The sequence below is a fragment of the Pyxidicoccus trucidator genome (genome assembly GCF_010894435.1).
Lineage (GTDB): Bacteria > Myxococcota > Myxococcia > Myxococcales > Myxococcaceae > Myxococcus > Myxococcus trucidator.
The window spans coordinates 85822-103366 of the sequence record NZ_JAAIXZ010000015.1; the positions used below are offsets into that span (position 1 = coordinate 85822).

Sequence of the window (17545 nt, forward strand, 5' to 3'; positions counted from 1 at the left end):
CTAGTAACGAACCTTGACTTCACTGAAGAAGGACTGCGGGGGAGCCGGGAAGCCGTGCGACTCCTCGTATTGGGCGTTGAAGAGGTTGGAGCCCAGGAAGGACACGGAGATGCCGTCGTAGACGTTGAAGCCCACGCGCGCGCTGGCGGTGACGTAGCTGGGCAGCTGCACCCGCGTGGTGGGCAGGCCCGTCGCCTCGTCCACCGTGAAGCCCGGGTCGAAGCGCGGGCCCACGAAGAGGGCGTACAGCTCCGCGAAGGCCACCTTGCCGATGTTGGTGCGCCCACGCGCGTAGAGCCGGTGGCCGGGCGCGTAGTCCAGCGCCGCCTCGGGCCCGTCGTTGTACGGCAGCGTCTTGGCGTCCAGGTACTGGTAGGCCACGTCGAAGGACGAGTTGATGGTCGGAATCTGCGCGGCCGCTTCCAGCTCGAAGCCCGCCACGCGCGCGTCGCCCAGGTTCTTGAACTGGGAGACGGAGCCGAACACCAGCTCCTGGTTGATGAAGTTCTTGGCCAGGTTGTAGAAGCCCGTGCCCGTCAGGCGCACCCGCCGGTCGAAGGGCCAGAAGTCCACCGAGGCCTCGAACGTGTCCAGCGTCTCGGCGGCCAGGTTCGCATTGCCCACCAGCGTGGCGGCGTACATCTGCTGGTTGATGGCCAGTTCTGCCAGGGTAGGCGCGCGGAAGGCGCGGCCGTAGTTGGTGCGCAGCGTGAGCAGCTCCGGCACCGCGTGGAACACCACGCTGGCGCGCGGGGAGAGCTGGTCCGTGCGATTGCTCCAGACGCGCTCGGGAATCTGGTAGCGGTCATAGCGGGCGCCCGCGCCGAACACGAGCCGGTTGAAGAGCCGGTACTCCGCGTCCACGAAGCCGCCGATGATGGTCTGCTTCGTGTCGTCCACCGTCAGCTCCGGCAGGACGTTGGGCACGTTCACCTGGTCGGCCTTCACGTCGCCGCCGAAGGTGACGTTCAGGTCGCCCACGGAGAGGAGCGCACGCGCCTCGCCGCCCAGCCGCCGGCGCTTGCCCAGCGCGCGCGTCATCTCGCCGCCGAAGGCGTTCTCCATCAGCACGTCGCGGCGCTTGAAGAGGCCGTACGCCTGACCGAAGAGGCGCAGGTTCTCCGTCACCTGCTGGTCCACCTGGGCGGAGGCGTTGAGGTTCTGCACCGACTCCGAGTCGTTGGGCGTGTAGTGGCAGCGGCCGCAGTTGCCCACGGTGGAGATGTGCGTGCCACCCGGGCGGCCAATCTCCGCGTCCGTGAAGTCCGCGTCCAGCGCCAGGGGGCCCACGCGCACCTTGCCGCTGACCTGGTGCACCAGCGAGTCCTGGTTGGTGTCCACCCGGCCCACGCGCGGGTCATTGAAGAGCTGCGGCCCGTCCGAGCCGAAGCCGTAGTAGCCCAGCAGCGCCTCCACCGGACCGCCGCGGCCGGCCACGTTGCCGTGCAGGCGCCACGTCTGGTCCTGGCCCGCCAGCACGCGCGCCTCGGCGCCCACGTTCTTCCCCTTCTCGATGAGGTCGGAAGGCTGGCGCTCGATGATGTTGATGACGCCGCTGAAGGCGTTGGAGCCGTACAGCGAGGAGCCCGGGCCCCGGATGACCTCCACCTGCTTGAGGTTGATGAGCGGCGTCGTCTCGTCCGCGTAGAACTGGCCCGTCCACGGGTCCGTCAGCGGCCGGCCGTCCTTGAGGAGCAGCAGGCGGTTGGACAGGTAGTTGGAGCCCAGGCCACGCGCGCTCACCGCCGCCTTGCGCATGGAACCCCGGCGGCACTCCATGCCGGGGAAGTACTGGATGGCCTCGCACAGCGAGAACTGGCCGGTGCCCTCCAGCTCCTCGGCGGGAATCCAGGACACGGTGAGGGGCACGTCGGAGATGCGCTGGTTGCGCTTGGACGCGGTGGTCACCACCGCCTCGCTCAGCACGCGGTTGACGGACTCCTCAATCGAGTCCGCGCCCCCCAGCGGGTCCGAGCCGGGCAGGCCCGCGAGCCCCGAGGGCGGCGGCATGGCCCCGCCCGGGGTGGGCTCCGCGAAGGGCGCGCGGATGGGAACGTTGGACTCGGGCTCCTGCGCGGGCGCCGCCACCGTGGAAGGCGCGGCCAGCGTGCCGCTGGCAGGCGGCGGGCTGTCCGCCACCGAGGGCCCCGCGGCCGGCGAGGTCATGGGGGAGCCCGGAGACGCCACGGGCAGCGGGTCTCCTACCGGAGGGGCCAGCGGCGTGGGCGGCTCGGCCGTGGTCGGCGTCGAGGGCTCGCCCGTGGCGAAGGGATCATCCGTGGCGGGGCCACCGCCCAGCGTCGGAATCTCCTCGTCGGGCGTGCTGACGACGGCCGGCTTCGTGGCCTTGCGCGATTTGGTCCGCGTCTTGGCGGCGCGAGGCGGCGCGGCGCTCTTGGGCGTCGTTCGCCGCTTCTTCTTCACCTTGGGCTGCGTCTCCGCCGCGGCGGCCTGCGCCCGGGCTTCGGTGCTCGCGAGGCCGGCGAAGGCCAGCGCGAACACCATGACGGACAGAGAGAGAGCCCGAAGACCGCGGCGCTCCGGATAAGCCTTCACCGAGCCAGGCCGCGGCTCACCGTACACAGTCGAGTGCATCATTCTCACGTCCGTGAGTGAGGGGGACACCCACGGTCCTGTACGTACGCCCCGGTTGGCGGCCCGGCGTCAGGGCCATCGTCCATTCAGACGTGTCTCCACCTCTGAACGCTCGCGCCGTCAGATTGCAAACTACCTCAGAGATTCTGCCGTTCCAAGTCAGCGGCTCTCATTCCCTGAAACTCAAGAAGTTATCGGGGGCTCCGCTCCACAGGTGCTTCCTCAGTCATCAGGCTGCTCGGCGGAGACGGCGAGGTCCCCGGCGAACGACGGCAGCGCGGGCCCCAGCTCCTCGGAGCGCACCAGCACCTCGGCGTCCACGCGCACGTCGGGAGCCTCCGCCAGCACGGGCTGGCGGCGGGGCGGGCCCTGGGTGACGAGCCTGCGGAAGTCCTCGAAGTCACGGCCCTGGACGCGGGCGAAGGCGTCGAAGGGGGGCACCGCGCCCACGCTCCCGAGCGCCCCGGCGAGCACGTCGCCCTGGCCGCGCAGGTCCACCAGCACGGCGCCGGGCACCCGGCCGCTGCGGAAGAGGACGCGCACGTCCTTGGGGACGTGCGCGAGGGGGACGAGCGCGGCCTCCGCGCCCCGGGCCTCCAGCATCTTCAGGGCGGACTCCACGTTCGGCACCGGCACCACCTTGAAATGACGCTGCGCGTCCAGGTCGCCGCCGAGCACCACGTGGGTGACGAACTTCGGGTCCGCGGGGCCGGCGCCCTTCACCAGCGCCAGGCGCTTGCCGGCCAGGTCCTTCACGACGCCCTTCTGGGTGGAGACAATGGCCCAGCGCTGCTGCGTCTCGCCGGAGCGGGAGGCCCAGGCCACCGGGGTGGCGCGGGAGCCGAGCTGCACGGCGGCCCAGGCGTCCACCACCGCGAAGTCCACCAGCCCGTCGGACACGGCGCGGGAGAAGTCCTCGTAGCGGCCGAAGCTCTTGGCGGCGACGGGGCGCTCCAGGGACTCGCCCAGCTTCGCGGCCAGCGCCTCCGCGTACTGGAAGCGCTCCTGGCCCTCGCTGAGGGTGGTGGCGAGGAAGACGCCCAGGGTGGCCTTCTTCGGAGCCGCGCCCGCGGGGGCGGCGGCCAGGGTGCAGGCCAGCACGAGGCCGGCGAGGAGGAAGCGGTGTGCCTTCATCATGGAGTCTCCTCGGCGGTGGCCTCGGCCGGTGCGCCATTCGAAGCGGGCCCGGAGGGCTCGCCGAAGCCGTGCAGGCTCTGCAGGCGCTCCTTCCACTCGCGCACCTGCGCCATGCGCGGGCCGGTGCCGGAGGCGAGGTAGCGGCGCCAGGCGTCCACGGCCTCGGCGGGCTCGCGGCGGCGCTCCTGCGCGTCGATGCCGAGGTTGAGGGAGGCCACGGACACGGTGGGCTCCAGCTGCCGCCACGTGGTCAGCGCGTCCGACGTCTTCCCCTTGCGCCAGTCCACGCACGCCAGGTTGTGCCGCACCAGCGCGTCGTCCGGGGTCAGCGCGAGCGCGGCCTTGAGGGCCTTCTCCGCCACGCGCATGTTGCCGGAGGCATACGCCAGCCCGGCCTCGCGGCGGTGGAGCGCGCCCGTCATCGCGGACACCCACTTCGGCTGGCCGGGCATGGGCTTCTTCGCGGCGGCGGCGAGCTGCTTGCGCGCCGCTGCCACCTGCCCCTTCTTATAAAGGAGGAAGGCGTCCGTCAGGGCGCGGGTGTTGGGCCAGGCCCAGCGCTGCGCGGGGGTGAGGGCACGCTTGAGGGCGGCGCTGGCCTCGGCGTGCCTGCCTGCCTCCGCGCGCGCCAGCCCTCGGGTGAAGAGGGCCAGCTTCGCCAGGTCCGGGCGCTTGCTGACGCCCAGCCGGTCCACGGCCTCCAAATCCCGCTCCGCGGCCTCGGCGTCCCCGGCCTCCAGGCGCGCCAGGGCGCGGCGCACCAGGACGCGCGGCAGGTTGGCCTCGGCCACGCTCGCGGCGACCTTGGAGGGCCCCACGTCGGTGAGCCGCTGCACGGCGGCGTCCACCTGCCCCAGCTCCACCTCGGCCAGCGCGGCGCCCACCGAGGTCTCCGCCTTGGCGTCCGGCTCCTCCGTCTGCGTGCCCGCCCGGGTGAAGGCCTCCAGCGCGGCCGTCGCGTCGCCCGTGGCCAGGCGCGCGTAGCCCAGCAGCAGCCCCTCGCGCCAGGTGGCGCCGGGCAGCGTCGCGCCCTGCTCCATCACCTTCCGGGCCTCGGGGAAGGTGCGCGTCTCCAGCAGCGCGGCGCCCAGCCGCCGGGCCATGGGCGCGGAGCGGTCCAAATCGTACGCGCGGCGCAAGTCCCGCACCGAGTCCTCCAGGCGTCCCGTCCCGGCCCTGTCCCGGGCGCGGTGGGCCAGCGCGCGCGCCAGCCACTGCTTCGCCCCGGCGTGCTCCGGCTCCGCCTGCAGGGCGTTGGCGTAGTCCTCAATCGCCTGGTCCCACTGGCCGGTGGCGAAGTGGTCCGAGCCCAGCAGCATCCAGCCCAGCGCCTGCCGGGGGGCCATCTCCACCACGCGCCGGTGGACCTCCACCGCGCGCTGGAAGCGGCCCGCGCGCCGGTTGACGGAGCCGAGGTTGGCCCACAGCTCCAGGCTGTTGGCGCCCGCGCGCACCGCGGCCTCCAGGAACTGGATGGCCTCCTCGTGCCGCCCCTGCGCCTGGAGCGCCTTGCCCACGGCCATCTGCCCCACCAGCAGGCCCGGCTGCAGCTGCAGCACCCGGCGGTACTCCGCCTCCGCCGCGGCCGCGTTCTTCTGCGCCAGCCGCACGTCACCCAGCAGCAGGTGCGCGGCGGGCGTGCTGCCCAGCTTCACCAGCGCCTGCGCCTGGCCCTCCGCGCGAGGCACCTCGCCCGCGGACAGGTACAGCCGCGCCAGCTTCTCCTTCGGCTCGGCCACCTGCGGGAAGCGCGTGGTGACGCCCTCCAGCAGCGTGCGCGCCTCGCCCACCCGGCCCTCCAGCTCCAGCACGCTGGCCAGGCCCAGCTGCACGCCGGGCGACTCGGGCCGCCCCGCCTGCGCCTGCTGGAAGGACGCGCGCGCCGAGGCCACGTCCCGGCGCAGCACGTGCGCGCGGCCCAGCAGCTCGTGAATCTGGAAGTCGTTGGCCGCCAGCGGCGCGGGGCGCAGCGCCAGGTATTTCTGGAGCCGCGTCACCGCCGCGTCGCCCCGCTGCGCATAGAGGTAATAGCTGGCGAGGTAGTAGTGGACGATGAGGTGCTCGGCCGCGTCCGCGGCCGCCACCTGCTCCAGCAGCGGCACGGCCTCCGGGAAGCGGCGCAGCTTGTAGAGGGCCACGCCCAGCGGGTACGCCAGCGACAGCTCGCCGGGGCGCGCCGTCATGACGGGCTGCACCCGGTCCACCGTGCGCTGCCAGTCCTGGAGCCCGTTGGCGGCGGAGCCGATGCCGGCGGCGGCGGCGACGGAGCCCGGCTCCGCGACGAGCGCCTGCTCGAAGAGGCCCAGGGCCTTGCGGTACTTCTCCTCGGCCTCCTTCTTGTCACCGGAGGCACTGGCGGCGCTGGCGGCCACCTGGGCCGCCTCACCGTCCTTCACCAGCCGCTGCGACTCGGACATGGGGGGAGGACGGTACTGCGCGAGCGCGGGGGGGCCGGCCAGGGTGGCCAGCAACGCGAGCGCCGGAGCAAGGCGTCGCCGTGGGGTGTGGGGTGTGCGGCGCATGCGGGTCGGTTCCTGGGGAATCAGGCGACGGGGCTGAACTCGGCCACGACGACGGTGATGTCGTCTCTCTGCGGCTGGCCGGCGCTGAAGGCGCGTGCGTCCGCGAGCAGCGCGTCACGCAGCGCCTCCGCGGACAGGTGGGCGTTGGCCTGCACGGCGGCGGCGAGGCGCTGGGTGCCGTAGAGCTTGCCCGCGGCGTCGCGCGCCTCGGTGAGGCCGTCCGTGTACCAGACCACCACGTCACCGGGGCGCAGCTGCGCCTGGCGCGAGGTGAACTGCGAGGACACGTTGGCACCCAGCAGCGGCCCGCGCGCCGGCAGCGAGGCCACCTGCCCGCTGTTCCGGTTGAACACCAGGGGGCTGGGGTGCGCGCCTGCCGCGTAGTCGATGTGGCCGTTGGACACGTCGAGGATGGCCAGGGCGCTGGACATCTGGTGCTCGCCGCGCCCCACGTTGGCCAGCGTGACGTTGAGGGAGGTGATGAGCAGCTGCGCGCTCACCTGCGAGGGCTCGCGCAGCGTCATCGCGGACGCGAAGCCGCTGGTGGCGCTGGTGGCCACCAGCGCGGTGGACAGGCCATGGCCCGTCACGTCGCCGATGCCGATGACCACCCGCTGCGCGTCCAGCGAGGCGCGGAACCACCAGTCGCCGCCGCACGCATCCGCGGTGACGACGAGGCCGGCGATGCGCACCGGCCCCACCTGCACGGCGTCACGGCCGGGCAGCAGCGTCTCCTGCACGGTGCGGGCGAGCGACACCTCGCGCTCCAGCTGGGCCTTGGCGCGCACGTCGTCCAGCAGGACCTTGATGCGCTCCGCCATGTGGTTGAACACCACGCCCAGCGTCACCACCTCGCGGCCCGCGCCCCGGGCCGTGCCCGCGCGGGCGCCCAGGTCTCCGGCGGCCAGCTGCATCACCTTGCCCGTCAGCATGCCCAGGGGCCGGGTGATGCGCCGGCTCTGGAACGCGACGAGCGCGCCCGCGAGCACCACGAAGCCCAGCCCCAGGCCGAGCATGCGCATCGTGTTGGCGCGCACCGTGTCGCGCTTGTCCTCTTCCAGCGCCGCCAGCTGCTTCTGGAGCCCGCCCAGCGAGTAGCTGATGACGACCAGGCCCTTGCCGCTGCTGGAGCCGTAGTCGATGGGCTCCTGGATTTCGGAGATGGGCTGCCCCTGGTAGAAGGCGCTCACCAGCCGCCGCTCCGCGACGCGCGCCGGGCTGTTCCCGGCGGCCTCCTTCTCCGTGCCCTTCTCGCTGTCCGCCATCCGCACCCCGTCCGGGTCGAAAATCTGGACGCGGAGGATGTTGGGGTTGGTCTTGACGATGGAGCCCGCCACCTCTTCGAGGAAGGCGTAGTTGTTGTCGCGCAGGTTGGTGGCGGAGGTGAGGGCAATGGTCTGCCCCACCGTCTGGCCCAGCTCGCGGGCCTGGTCCTGGATGCGGTCCTTGGAGCGGAGCGCCGTCTCCTCGAACTGGGACTGCGTCGAGGCGACCGACAGCGCCGCCAGCAGGCCGACGATGGCCACCACCAGCACACCGGTGGTGAGCAGGAGGACCTGGTCCAACCGGAGGCCCTTGATGGCCGCCACGTTGGGCAGCTCACCGGCCTCCAGCGGGGCGATGAGGGTGCTGGTGGCCTCCGCCCGCCCCAGGCCCATGGGGCCCGTGAGTCGCGTGGCGGTGGACTCGCGATTCCCGGTGAGCTCCTGGGTACCCGTCCGCTCGGCGGGCGGCGGCGCGGAGTCCGGAGCGTCATCGTTCGGCGGTGGGGGGTTCAGACGCGTGTTCGTGCTGGACAAGGGCACACCCAGAGGGTCGCGTCGGGGCGCGACGAGGGAGCGGGGGAGTGGCGACTCTATCGCACTTCTCCTTATTCGCGAGGTCCCCGCCCTACCCGGCTGGCGTGTCCCCCGTGGCCGAGGTGACTCCACGGGGAGGCCGGGGCCCGGCGCTCCCGCGCCACTTCACGCGGGGTACGGCGGGCGTCCCCTGCCCTTCACCGGGCGTCCTCGGGGGCCTCCGGTTAGCATTGAGGGCGCATGCGGCCCCACTTCCACGTGGCGGGCATCCCGGTCCACGTCCACCTGTTCTTCTTCCTCATCGCGCTCGCCGCGGGCTGGGGCCTGGTCGACGCGCCCGCTCGGCTGGCGCTGTGGGTGGCCATCGTCTTCGGCTCCGTGCTGCTCCACGAGCTGGGCCATGCGCTGGCCTTCCGCCGCTACGGCTGCCCCGCGGCCATCGAGCTGCACGGCATGGGCGGCACCACCACGGGCCGGGACGCCGAGCGGCTCACGCATCGTCAGTCCGCGTGGGTGAGCTTCGCCGGACCGGGGATGGGGTTCCTGCTGGGAGCCCTCGTCTGGGGCCTGTCCCGCTTCACCCCGCTGGGCCAGCAGGGCGGGCTCGTGGGTGAGGCGGTGCGCCAGTTGCTGTGGGTCAACGTTGGCTGGGGCCTGTTCAACCTGCTGCCGCTGCAGCCGTTGGACGGTGGCCACCTGCTGGCCTCGGCGGTGCGTGCGCGGAGCGGCTACCGCTACGAGCGCGTGCTGCACGGCATCGGCATCGTCACGGCGCTCGGCGTGCTGGCCCTGGCCGTCCTGTGGAACCAGCCGTGGATGGGGCTGCTGGCGCTGCTCTTCGGGGTGATGAACTTCGAGCAGCTTCGCCAGCTTCCGAAGGAGGTCCGCGTCCCGCGCGCCGCCGCCCCACCCCGGCGCCGGGTGTCCCCACGGCGTGAGCCGGACACCGCCTCCGTCTCCGTGGAGCAACTGCTGGGGGAGCCACGGGACGCCCCTCGCGTCGCGGCGCGCCGCGCCCCCGCGTCCCTGCGAGAGCTGGAGGAGGACGAGCCCGAGGGGCCGCATGACCCCGCGCTGGTGGGAGCCATGCTGCTGGAGAGCGGACTGGCGGCGATGGCGGTGCGGCCACTCCAGTCCGCCTTCGCGGACTCGCCCTCACCGGACACCGGCCATGCGCTCGTCGTCGCGCTGCTGGAGACGGGACGCTTCACGGAGCTCGAAGCGCTGCTCGCCGGCCCGCGTGCCACGCACCTGTCCGACGACACCCTGACCCTCATCTCCGAGCGGGCGGGCGCCACGGGCCACGTCACGCTCGCGGCACGTGCCGGAGCGCTGCGTCACCGAGACAATTTCTAAGTCAAATGAGCCCGGCTGATTGCCGCGTCGCGTAAGGAGATGCCTTCCGCCTGACGGCTCGCCTGGAAGGCCATCAGCAGTCTTGAGCGGAGGGGGCACATCCGGGTTATAGGGGCGTCCCCTCCAGCCAGAGGAAGCTCGCGCGTGTCCCGTCCCCAGCTCATCAAAGAAGCGTCCGCGCCGCTCCAGCTCGACAAGGAGCTGCTGCTTCGCATTCACGACCTGATGGTCAAAACGCGCGCTCTCGAAGAGCGCCTCATCCAGATGTACAAGCAGGGCCACGGCTACTTCTGGATTGGCGGCCCCGGCGAGGAGGCGTTCAACGTCCCCCTGGGCATGCTGATGAAGAAGGGGCAGGGCCCGGCGTACGACTACCTGCATGCCCACTACCGCCAGTCCGGCACCATCCTCGCCCTCGGCGAGGAGCCCATTGGCGCGCTGCGGCAGATGAAGAACACGGCCACGGACCCCTACTCCGGCGGCCGCAACTTCGCGGGCCACTTCTCGCTGCGGAAGTACAACGTGGCGCCCGTCTCCTCGCCCATCGAGGTCCAGTACGCCGTCGCTCCGGGCACGGCCATGGCGCAGAAGCGCCACGGCGGTGACGGCATCACCATCGTCACCGGCGGTGACGCGGGCACGGCCGAGGGCGATTTCGCCTCGTGCCTGGTGTGGAGCAGCCGCCCCGCCAACCCGCTGCCCATCCTCATCATCGTCACCAACAACAAGTGGGGCATCTCCACGTCGGGAGACGGCCAGCACGGCGAGCAGCGCATCAGCGACCGCGCCAAGGCGTTCGGCATCACCGCGAAGACCATCAACGGGAATGACCCCGTCGAGGCCTACACGGAGCTGAAGAAGGCCATGGAGTACGTGCGCAAGGAGCGCAAGCCCTACTTCATCGAGGCCATGGTGTCGCGCCTGTACGGGCACTCCTCCGCCTCCGGCGCCAACTACGTGGGCGACGAGGTGGACTGCCTCAAGCAGTTCGAAGCACGGCTGGAGCAGGACGGCATCATCTCCCGTCAGCAGATGGACGACCTGCGCAACCGCTACACCGAGGACATGGCCGCCGCCGCCCGCCTGGTGCGCGACGAGCCCCAGCCTGACCCCGACTCCATCTGGAAGCACGTCTACGCGGAGGACAAGTAACCCATGGCCAACATGGCACAGGCCATCCGAATGGCCCTGCACTACGCCGAGGAGAACCTCGGTGTGACGGACATCTTCGGCGAGGACGTGGGCATGCCCCTGGGCGGCGTGTTCACCTGCACCCAGGGCCTGAAGACGACGTGGAACTCCCCTCTCGATGAGCGCGGCATCATCGGCGCCGCCATGGGCATCGCCATGGGCGGTGGCCGGCCCGTCGCGGAGATCCAGTTCTGCGACTACGTCTACAACACCATCGACCTGCTCAAGCTGGCGGGCAACACCTGCTGGTCCACCAACGGCGACTGGAACCTGCCCATGGTGGTGCGCACGCCGGTGGGCAGCGGCATCCGCGGGTCCATCTACCACTCGCACTCCTTCGACGCGACGATGACCCACATTCCCGGCTGGAAGGTGGTCATGCCCTCCACGCCGCTGGACGCGTACGGGCTGCTCATCACCGCGTGCAAGGAGCAGAACCCGGTCATGTTCCTGGAGCCCAAGGCGCTGCTGCGCGTGAAGGGCGAGGAGCGCATCCCCGGCGAGCCGGACGATGACCGCGCGCTGTCGAAGATGATTGATGCCCCGCTGGGAGACCGCACCCAGTGGAAGCCGCAGTGGCCCGAGCTGGAGGCCTACGCGGTGCCCTTCGGCAAGGGCAAGCGGGTGCGCGAGGGCTCGCACCTCACCGTGGTCAGCTACGGCCGCACCCTGCCCCTGTGCGCGAAGGCCGCCGCCGAGCTCGCGAACGACGGCATCAGCGCCGAGGTCATCGACCTGCGCTCGCTGTGGCCGTATGACTGGGAGCTCATCAAGGAGTCCGTCCAGAAGACGGGCCGCGTCCTCTTCGTCAACGAGGACACCGAGGTGACGAACTTCGGCGAGCACCTGATGCGCCGCACCGTCGAGGAGCTGTTCTACTCCCTGCTGGCGCCGCCCCGGCTGCTGGCCGGCAAGTTCCTCCCCGGCATCGGCCTGGCGGACGGCCTGGAGATGGCCTCGGTGCCCCAGCAGCACGACGTCACCGCCGCCATCCGCTCGCTCGCGGCCGAGCAGCCGTAAGCACCGCACCCACAGTCACCCCGCCCTGAAGGGCCCCGGGCCGCCGTTCCTCTTTGTAGGTTCGGCGGCCCTGTCGTTAGAATCCAAACTGCCTTGTCCCAACCAATCGTCCGTACCGTCAGCCCGTCCGTTGGCGCCGATGCGCCCGCCTTCCGCATCCGTCGCGCCCGTCGGGGCGACGCCGAAGCCATGGCGTTGCTCCTGCGCGAGCTGGGCTATCCCCAGGGCACGGACCAGCAAACGGTCCACTGGGTCGTCAGCCATCCGGAGATTGAAATCTTCGTCGCCGGGGACCCGCAGGACCGGCCCGTGGGCATGATTTCCTTCTCCCACCGGCCGCAGCTGCGCCTGCGCGGGCGCGTGGCCACCGTGGACGAGCTGGTGGTGACGGAGACGTGGCGCCGGCGCGGCGTGGGCCGGGGGCTCATCAGGCAGATTCTGGAGCGCTGCAAGGTGCTGAGCGTCAAGCAGCTCCAGCTCGTCTCGCCCATGGCCAGCACGCCCGAGACGCGCAGCTTCTACGCCGCCTGTGGCTTCTCCGAGATTGACTCGGGCGTGTTCCGCCACCTGGAGACGGAGAGCCAGCGCTAGCGGCCGGCCCCGCCGTCTGGGGCGCTACCGCTTGAAGCTGTCCACCACGCGCTGGAGCCGGGCGCGGTCCTCGTCCGGCATGTCCGTGAAGCGCACGCCGATGGCCTCCGCCTCGTCGCGCACCCAGGCGATGATGCCGTTGAGGTGGAACTCCTCGCCCTCAATCGCCATGGACAGGCGCACCTGGGCGCCCACGTCGTAGGCCTTGCGCGTGCGCAGGCACAACCCACCCGCGGAGATGTTGAGCGAGTAGGCCCGCAGCGCCCGTGCCGCGTCCTGGACCTGCGCGAAGCGGACCTCGAACCGAGCGGCGACGCGCTCGTCCGAGCGCCGGTTCGCGTATGCGCTCAAGTCCCCGCCATCCATGTCATCCGCCGCCTTGGTTGTCATGCGCACCCACTAACCCCCCACGTTAGACGCGACTGGCGATACCACAGACTGCCCACCCAGCCCCCTGAGGGTGACGCGCCGGGCCAACCCCGGGGAGTCTCGGGCGTTCGCCAAGTGTCCGCTGCTTTCCACGCCCGATTCAAGTGGGGCCCCTGTATCGGATTCTGTCGGCTAAGTCCCTGTGTACTTCGATTCAGGAGCTTGGGATGCGCGCTCGCCTCGTGATGTTGACTGGAACCCTGGCCCTGGCTCTCTGGGCGGCGGGGTGTGATGACGATGACGACGGCCCCGGGCCGGACCCCATGGAGGACGCTGGGGTAGGGACGGACCCGGATGGTGGAGGAACCCCGGAGGACGGGGGACGGGACGGAGGGCCGGGCTCGGACTTCGCGTGCAACGTGGCGCGGCAGGAGGGCTGCGGGGGCGGCGAGAGCTGCCACTTCGCGGACCTGGCGGACGGAGGCACGGGCAGCCGGTGCTTCTCGGCCGAGTGCGATGTGGTGCTGCAGGACTGCGCGGAGGGGCAGCGGTGCACGTACGTGGGCCAGGGCGGCGCCACCTCGCGACGCTGCGTGGAGCCGGGCACGGGGGACGAGGGCGCGCGGTGCACGCTGTCTCCCTCGGATGGGGGCCTCGCCTACGACACCTGCCAGCAGGGCCTCTTCTGCAAGGACGAGCCGGCGTCGGACGGCGGCACGGCCTTCTTCTGCCGGAGGCTGTGCCACGCCACGCCCCAGTGCGGGGACGCGGGCGAGTGCAACACGGTGCTGCGGCTGGAGGGTACGCCGGAGCTGCCGCTGGTGTGTGGCCCTCCGTCGGCGCGGTGTGACCCCTTCGGCCAGGACTGCACGTCGCCGCTGGGCTGCTACCCGTCCACCGCCGGTCCGGTGTGCGCGGGCAGCGGCACGCGGGGCGAGGGTGAGGCGTGTGACTTCAGCAACCAGTGTGCGCCGGGGAGCACCTGTGTGAATACGACGGGCAGTGGCCTCACGTGCCGCCCGCTGTGCCGTCCCGCCGGGACGCCCGCTTGCACCACCGGCACCTGCCGCCCGCTGGATGACAACCCCGGCGTGGGCGCCTGCGTGCCCTGAGCTCGCCTACCCTCCCCTCCCACGCACTCACGGTGGGAGGGCCGGGACATGGGGCTTGACCCCCGGGGGCGCCTCCGCTTTGGGAAGAGGGGCATGCACCCCGCTCGCGCACTCCTCCTCGTCTCGCTGCTGCTTCCCGGACTGTCCGCCGCCGCGCCTGTCATCCAGGTGCCCGAAGGAGGCCGGACTGTGGACGTCGTGGCGAAGGGCGTCGTGTGCGGCCCGGTGCGGGGCGGCTGGACGCTGGGCGCCGATGGGCGCTCCATCCGCCCTCCGGAGAAGGTGGAGGAGGAAGCGCGCACGCTGGAGCTCAAGGTCGCCGAGAGCGCGGACCTGTGCGCCACCAGCACGGCCACCGTCACGGTGATTGCCACCGGCCCCTTCCCCCGCATCGACGCCGGAGCGACCACCTTCTATCCGGACGATGGCCGCGTCGAGCTGCGCGGGACGGGACTGCTGAACGTGGCCATCGCCTGGGCCGGGCCGCCGCGGGGGGAGGCGCAGCGCGCGCCCGTCCAGGGCCAGGACGTGTGCCTGGTGCCGGTGCCGTCCACGGGCCGTGGCCCCACGGACTGCGCCGTGCCGGTGGCACAGGGCCTGCCCGTGGACGCGGCGCTGTACCAGGTGCCACCGCACGGCCGGCGAGGCCCGGAGGTGACGACCTACGACGCCAATGGAAACGTGGTGGACCCGGAGTCCCTGCGGCTCCGCCCCGGCCGCGTCGTCCTCACCCAGCCGCTCGTCCGCGCCAGCGGCATCGACGTGTCGAAGGGGCCCGGCACCGTGGCCGTCAGCCACTCCGAGGCGATTGCCACCGTCGACTGCGGGCTGGCGCGCTGCGAGGTGGGGGAAGGCGTCATCTTCGTCCGCAACGTCCCCGGCGTGGACGCCACCATCACCCTGCGCATGCGACTCACGCCCCGGGTGCTGTTCGCCCGGGGGGAGGCGCTCGAGCAGGTCCTGTCCGCGACGCTGCCCGTCCTCGCCTGTCCGCTCACCGCCGTGGAGGGCACGGTGCTCCGGAGCGTGGAGGACTCGGCGCTGGTGGTGAGGCTCGACCCCGTCTGCGCGCACGACCCGCGCACCCTGGTCTGGACCATCAACAACCAGCGCGCCCGCCCGGAGCGCGTGGTGAAGACGGCGGAGGGCACCTATGTGCTGCTGCGCACCAGCGGGACGCCGGACCAGCAGGTCACCATCACCGCGCTGACCTCGCGCCAGGATGGGACGGTGGTGGCGTCGGACACGGCGAAGACGGTGCCCCTGCCCGCCCCTCGCGCCACGCTCGAGCTCCCCGGCCACGGCCCCATCGACTTCATCCCCACCAACCGTCCCGCCGAGGTCCGCGTGGCGGCAGCGAAGGCAGGGGGCCGCTTCGTGCTGCACGCGCTCAGCGGCGCCTACGACGTCACGATGCGGGACACCCTCCCCCTCGTCCAGGGCGAGGCGACGGCGGGAGGCTTCGTGGCGCTGCGATTCGGCTACCGCCTGCCGACGCTGCCGGCGGAGCTCGCCACCACGGACCTGGCCCTCGTCGACGAGCGCGTCCAGCGCCTCGTGCGCGAGGCCAGCGTGCCCGCCCGCGTCGACAAACTCTTCGAGTTCGTCTGCGCGAACAAGCAGGGCCAGGACGAGGTGCTGGCGCCGAGCCGGCCCCACCGCATCCCCTACGAGATGCGCGGCACCTGCCGCGTCATCCTCCACCGGGAGCGCCTGACGCCCGAGGAAGGCAACCAGGAGGTCGTCCTCCGCATCACCGTCACCCGGCCGGACGGCTCCGCGCGAGTGGAGAGTCAGGTCGAGCAGCGCATGTTCCTGCGACCGAAGGGGGACGAGCGCGTCATCCCCATCCCGGGGAGCCTGGCGCAGTTCGACCGCATCCTCGTCCAGGTGTCCCACGTCGCGGACGAGGCCCGCTACGCCCTGAGCGCGACGGACCGCACGGGCCTGCCTTCCGCCCAGTGGACGGCCATCGTCCGCGGCGGCCTCTTCCGGCTCTACACGACGGCCACCATTCCCGCGGGCCTCTACCGCGCCACCGAGCCCTCCGGTCAGCTCAGCATCAACTTCGGCCTGGTGTCGCGACTGGCGCTGCTCAACAGCGAGGGCCAGGAGCGGCTGCTGGGAATCGAGCTCGGGCTGATGGGGCTGGGGCTCGTTCCACAGTCGGGCGACATCCAGTTCCCTCCGACGCTGGCGGTCGTCGCCGGCCTCGGCCTGCGCGTCCCCATCGGTCCGGGAGCCGCTGTCGGCGCCCAGGCCTGGGTGGCGCGCGAGTTCCGGGGCGACATCACCCGACGGACGAATGGAGACCCCACCACGGACCGCGTCGTCCCCTCCAGCAACTGGTCCTTCATCTTCGGACCGAGCATCTCCGTCGGAAACGTGGGCTACAACCTCTGAGCAGCCCGCGAGGTATCCGCAAGCGGTGTCGGGGGCTGAACGGTACGCCCCACACCCGCAAGGCGAGCGAGTGGGCGAGCATCCGGTGACCCCGTGCCGCTCCCACGGCAACCGGCTCGTCAGGGCGGTCGGGTGTGAGCATCCTCTAGCGCCGGGAGGGCGTGCGGATGCGACTGTGGCGGGCGTGGCTCGGGGTCCTGGTGTGCGCGGGGAGTGCGCTGCTGGCGTGTGCGGACAGCACCACCGGAGAGCTCCCGGTGGAACCACCTCCAACGGACATGAGCGAGCCCGCGTCCGTGGAGTCCTCCTCACCGGAAGAGTCGCTGGAAGTGGCCCCCGCACTGGTGTTGAACGATGAACGCCGGGTGCGGGCCACGCCTCCTCCGGCACCGGCTCCGCCGGGCAACTCGTTCCAGCCCGGCTTCCACCAGGCGCTGCGCTGGTCTCACAGCGTGGGGGGCATCACCACGTTCCGCCTGCGCATCCCCGTGGCGCGCGAAGGCGGGCGGCTGCGGGTGACGTTCCGCTCGGGAGACGGAAACCTGACACTGCAGCGGGCCACGGTGGCGAAGGCGGGCACGGACGGGGCGCTGGCGTCCATGCCGGTGTCGCTCACCTTCGGCGGGAAGACGGGCTTCACCGTGGGGGCGCGCACGCACGTGACGTCGGACCCGGTGGACTTCCCGGTGTCGTTCCGCGACGACCTGGCCATCAGCTTCGAGGTCCGGGGCGCGCTGGGGGCGAGCGCCATCGACGCCTTCCCCGGCAGCTCCGCGCGCTCCGGCGCCTACTCCGCGGTGCCGGCGGCCCTCGGAGGCGCGGCCTTCGAGCGCGCCGTGGGCGTGGCCACGGTGGACGTGGAGGGCCCCACGGGGCGGGCCTTCGTGGCGCTCGGGGACAGCATCACCGAGGGCTACATGGACATGAAGAACGACGCGCGGAATGCGTGGCCGGCGCTGGTGGAGGCCCAGCTCGGCGTGCCGGTGGTGAACTCGGGCGTCAGCGGCCAGGGCTTCTACGACGCGCTGGAGTTCCTCGACGGCGAGGTGCTGACACTCGAAGGCATCACCGACTGCATCCTCCTGCTGGGCACCAATGACCTGGGCGAGGACGGAGCGCTGGGGCAGCTCCAGGCCCGGATGCTGCGGATGGTGGAGCGGCTGCGGCCCTTCTGCCGCGTCTGGGTGAGCACCCTGCTGCCCAAGGAGAAGTCGAACCACAGCCCCTACGCGGTGGTGAAGTCCCAGCGGGTGTCCTTCAACGACTGGCTGCGCCAGGGCGGCACCGGGGCGGACCTCATCGACCTGGAGTCGGTGACGCGCCGGCCCGACAACGTGCACCTCTTCCTGGAAGGGCTGGTCGCCGACGGCATCCACCCCAACGCCGAGGGCCACAAGGTCATGGCCACGGAAGTGGTGCGCACCCTGCGCGAGCGGGGCGAGCTGTAGCC

At 71.8% G+C, this 17545-nt stretch carries 12 protein-coding genes; 7 read left to right on the top strand and 5 right to left on the bottom strand.

Features of this window, described 5'->3' with window-relative positions; genetic code table 11:
• The 4 genes from G4D85_RS34225 to G4D85_RS34240 all read right to left on the bottom strand — a co-directional run bounded on the left by G4D85_RS34225 (position 1) and on the right by G4D85_RS34240 (position 8053).
• Entirely contained in the window at positions 1 to 2598 is a 2598-nt protein-coding gene (locus tag G4D85_RS34225) for a TonB-dependent receptor plug domain-containing protein (RefSeq protein WP_240359655.1), read from the bottom strand.
• A 219-nt stretch (positions 2599 to 2817) separates the two neighbouring features.
• Entirely contained in the window at positions 2818 to 3732 is a 915-nt protein-coding gene (locus G4D85_RS34230) for a PhnD/SsuA/transferrin family substrate-binding protein (RefSeq protein WP_164018287.1), read from the bottom strand.
• Positions 3729 to 6254, bottom strand: coding sequence for a tetratricopeptide repeat protein (locus G4D85_RS34235; protein WP_164018288.1), 2526 nt, complete (start codon positions 6252 to 6254; stop codon positions 3729 to 3731). The genes G4D85_RS34230 and G4D85_RS34235 overlap by 4 nt, the downstream gene beginning before the upstream one ends.
• 20 nt (positions 6255 to 6274) lie before the next feature.
• Complete coding sequence (locus tag G4D85_RS34240) at positions 6275 to 8053, bottom strand: PP2C family protein-serine/threonine phosphatase (protein WP_164018289.1); 1779 nt, start codon at positions 8051 to 8053, stop codon at positions 6275 to 6277.
• A gap of 240 nt (positions 8054 to 8293) precedes the next feature.
• Here G4D85_RS34240 and G4D85_RS34245 point away from each other — a divergent pair, with 240 nt between their 5' ends.
• The 4 genes from G4D85_RS34245 (at position 8294) to G4D85_RS34260 (ending at position 12211) form a co-directional block, all read left to right on the top strand.
• Entirely contained in the window at positions 8294 to 9409 is a 1116-nt protein-coding gene (locus G4D85_RS34245; RefSeq protein ID WP_164018290.1) for a M50 family metallopeptidase, read from the top strand.
• A 144-nt stretch (positions 9410 to 9553) separates the two neighbouring features.
• Positions 9554 to 10561, top strand: coding sequence for a thiamine pyrophosphate-dependent dehydrogenase E1 component subunit alpha (locus G4D85_RS34250; RefSeq protein WP_164018291.1), 1008 nt, complete (start codon positions 9554 to 9556; stop codon positions 10559 to 10561).
• 3 nt (positions 10562 to 10564) lie between these two features.
• Positions 10565 to 11620: an alpha-ketoacid dehydrogenase subunit beta gene (locus tag G4D85_RS34255; protein WP_164018292.1), complete on the top strand. Its 1056-nt coding sequence runs from the start codon at positions 10565 to 10567 to the stop codon at positions 11618 to 11620.
• Positions 11621 to 11713: 93 nt separating this feature from the next.
• Entirely contained in the window at positions 11714 to 12211 is a 498-nt protein-coding gene (locus tag G4D85_RS34260; protein ID WP_164018293.1) for a GNAT family N-acetyltransferase, read from the top strand.
• A gap of 24 nt (positions 12212 to 12235) precedes the next feature.
• On the opposite strand, the gene G4D85_RS34265 is transcribed toward G4D85_RS34260, so the two are convergent.
• The gene (locus tag G4D85_RS34265; protein WP_164018294.1) at positions 12236 to 12601 is read right to left on the bottom strand and encodes a TIGR02266 family protein; all 366 of its coding nucleotides are present in this window, start codon (positions 12599 to 12601) and stop codon (positions 12236 to 12238) included.
• Between the two features lie 206 nt (positions 12602 to 12807).
• Between G4D85_RS34265 and G4D85_RS34270 the strand changes: the two genes are divergently transcribed.
• The 3 genes from G4D85_RS34270 (at position 12808) to G4D85_RS34280 (ending at position 17543) form a co-directional block, all read left to right on the top strand.
• The gene (locus G4D85_RS34270) at positions 12808 to 13692 is read left to right on the top strand and encodes a hypothetical protein (protein ID WP_164018295.1); all 885 of its coding nucleotides are present in this window, start codon (positions 12808 to 12810) and stop codon (positions 13690 to 13692) included.
• A 93-nt stretch (positions 13693 to 13785) separates the two neighbouring features.
• A complete protein-coding gene (locus tag G4D85_RS34275) occupies positions 13786 to 16095 on the top strand; it encodes a hypothetical protein (protein WP_205525834.1) in 2310 nt (769 codons plus the stop codon).
• A 167-nt stretch (positions 16096 to 16262) separates the two neighbouring features.
• Positions 16263 to 17543 carry an SGNH/GDSL hydrolase family protein gene (locus tag G4D85_RS34280; RefSeq protein ID WP_164018296.1) on the top strand — a complete coding sequence of 427 codons (1281 nt, stop codon included), beginning with the start codon at positions 16263 to 16265 and terminating at the stop codon, positions 17541 to 17543.
• Positions 17544 to 17545 lie beyond the last annotated feature (2 nt).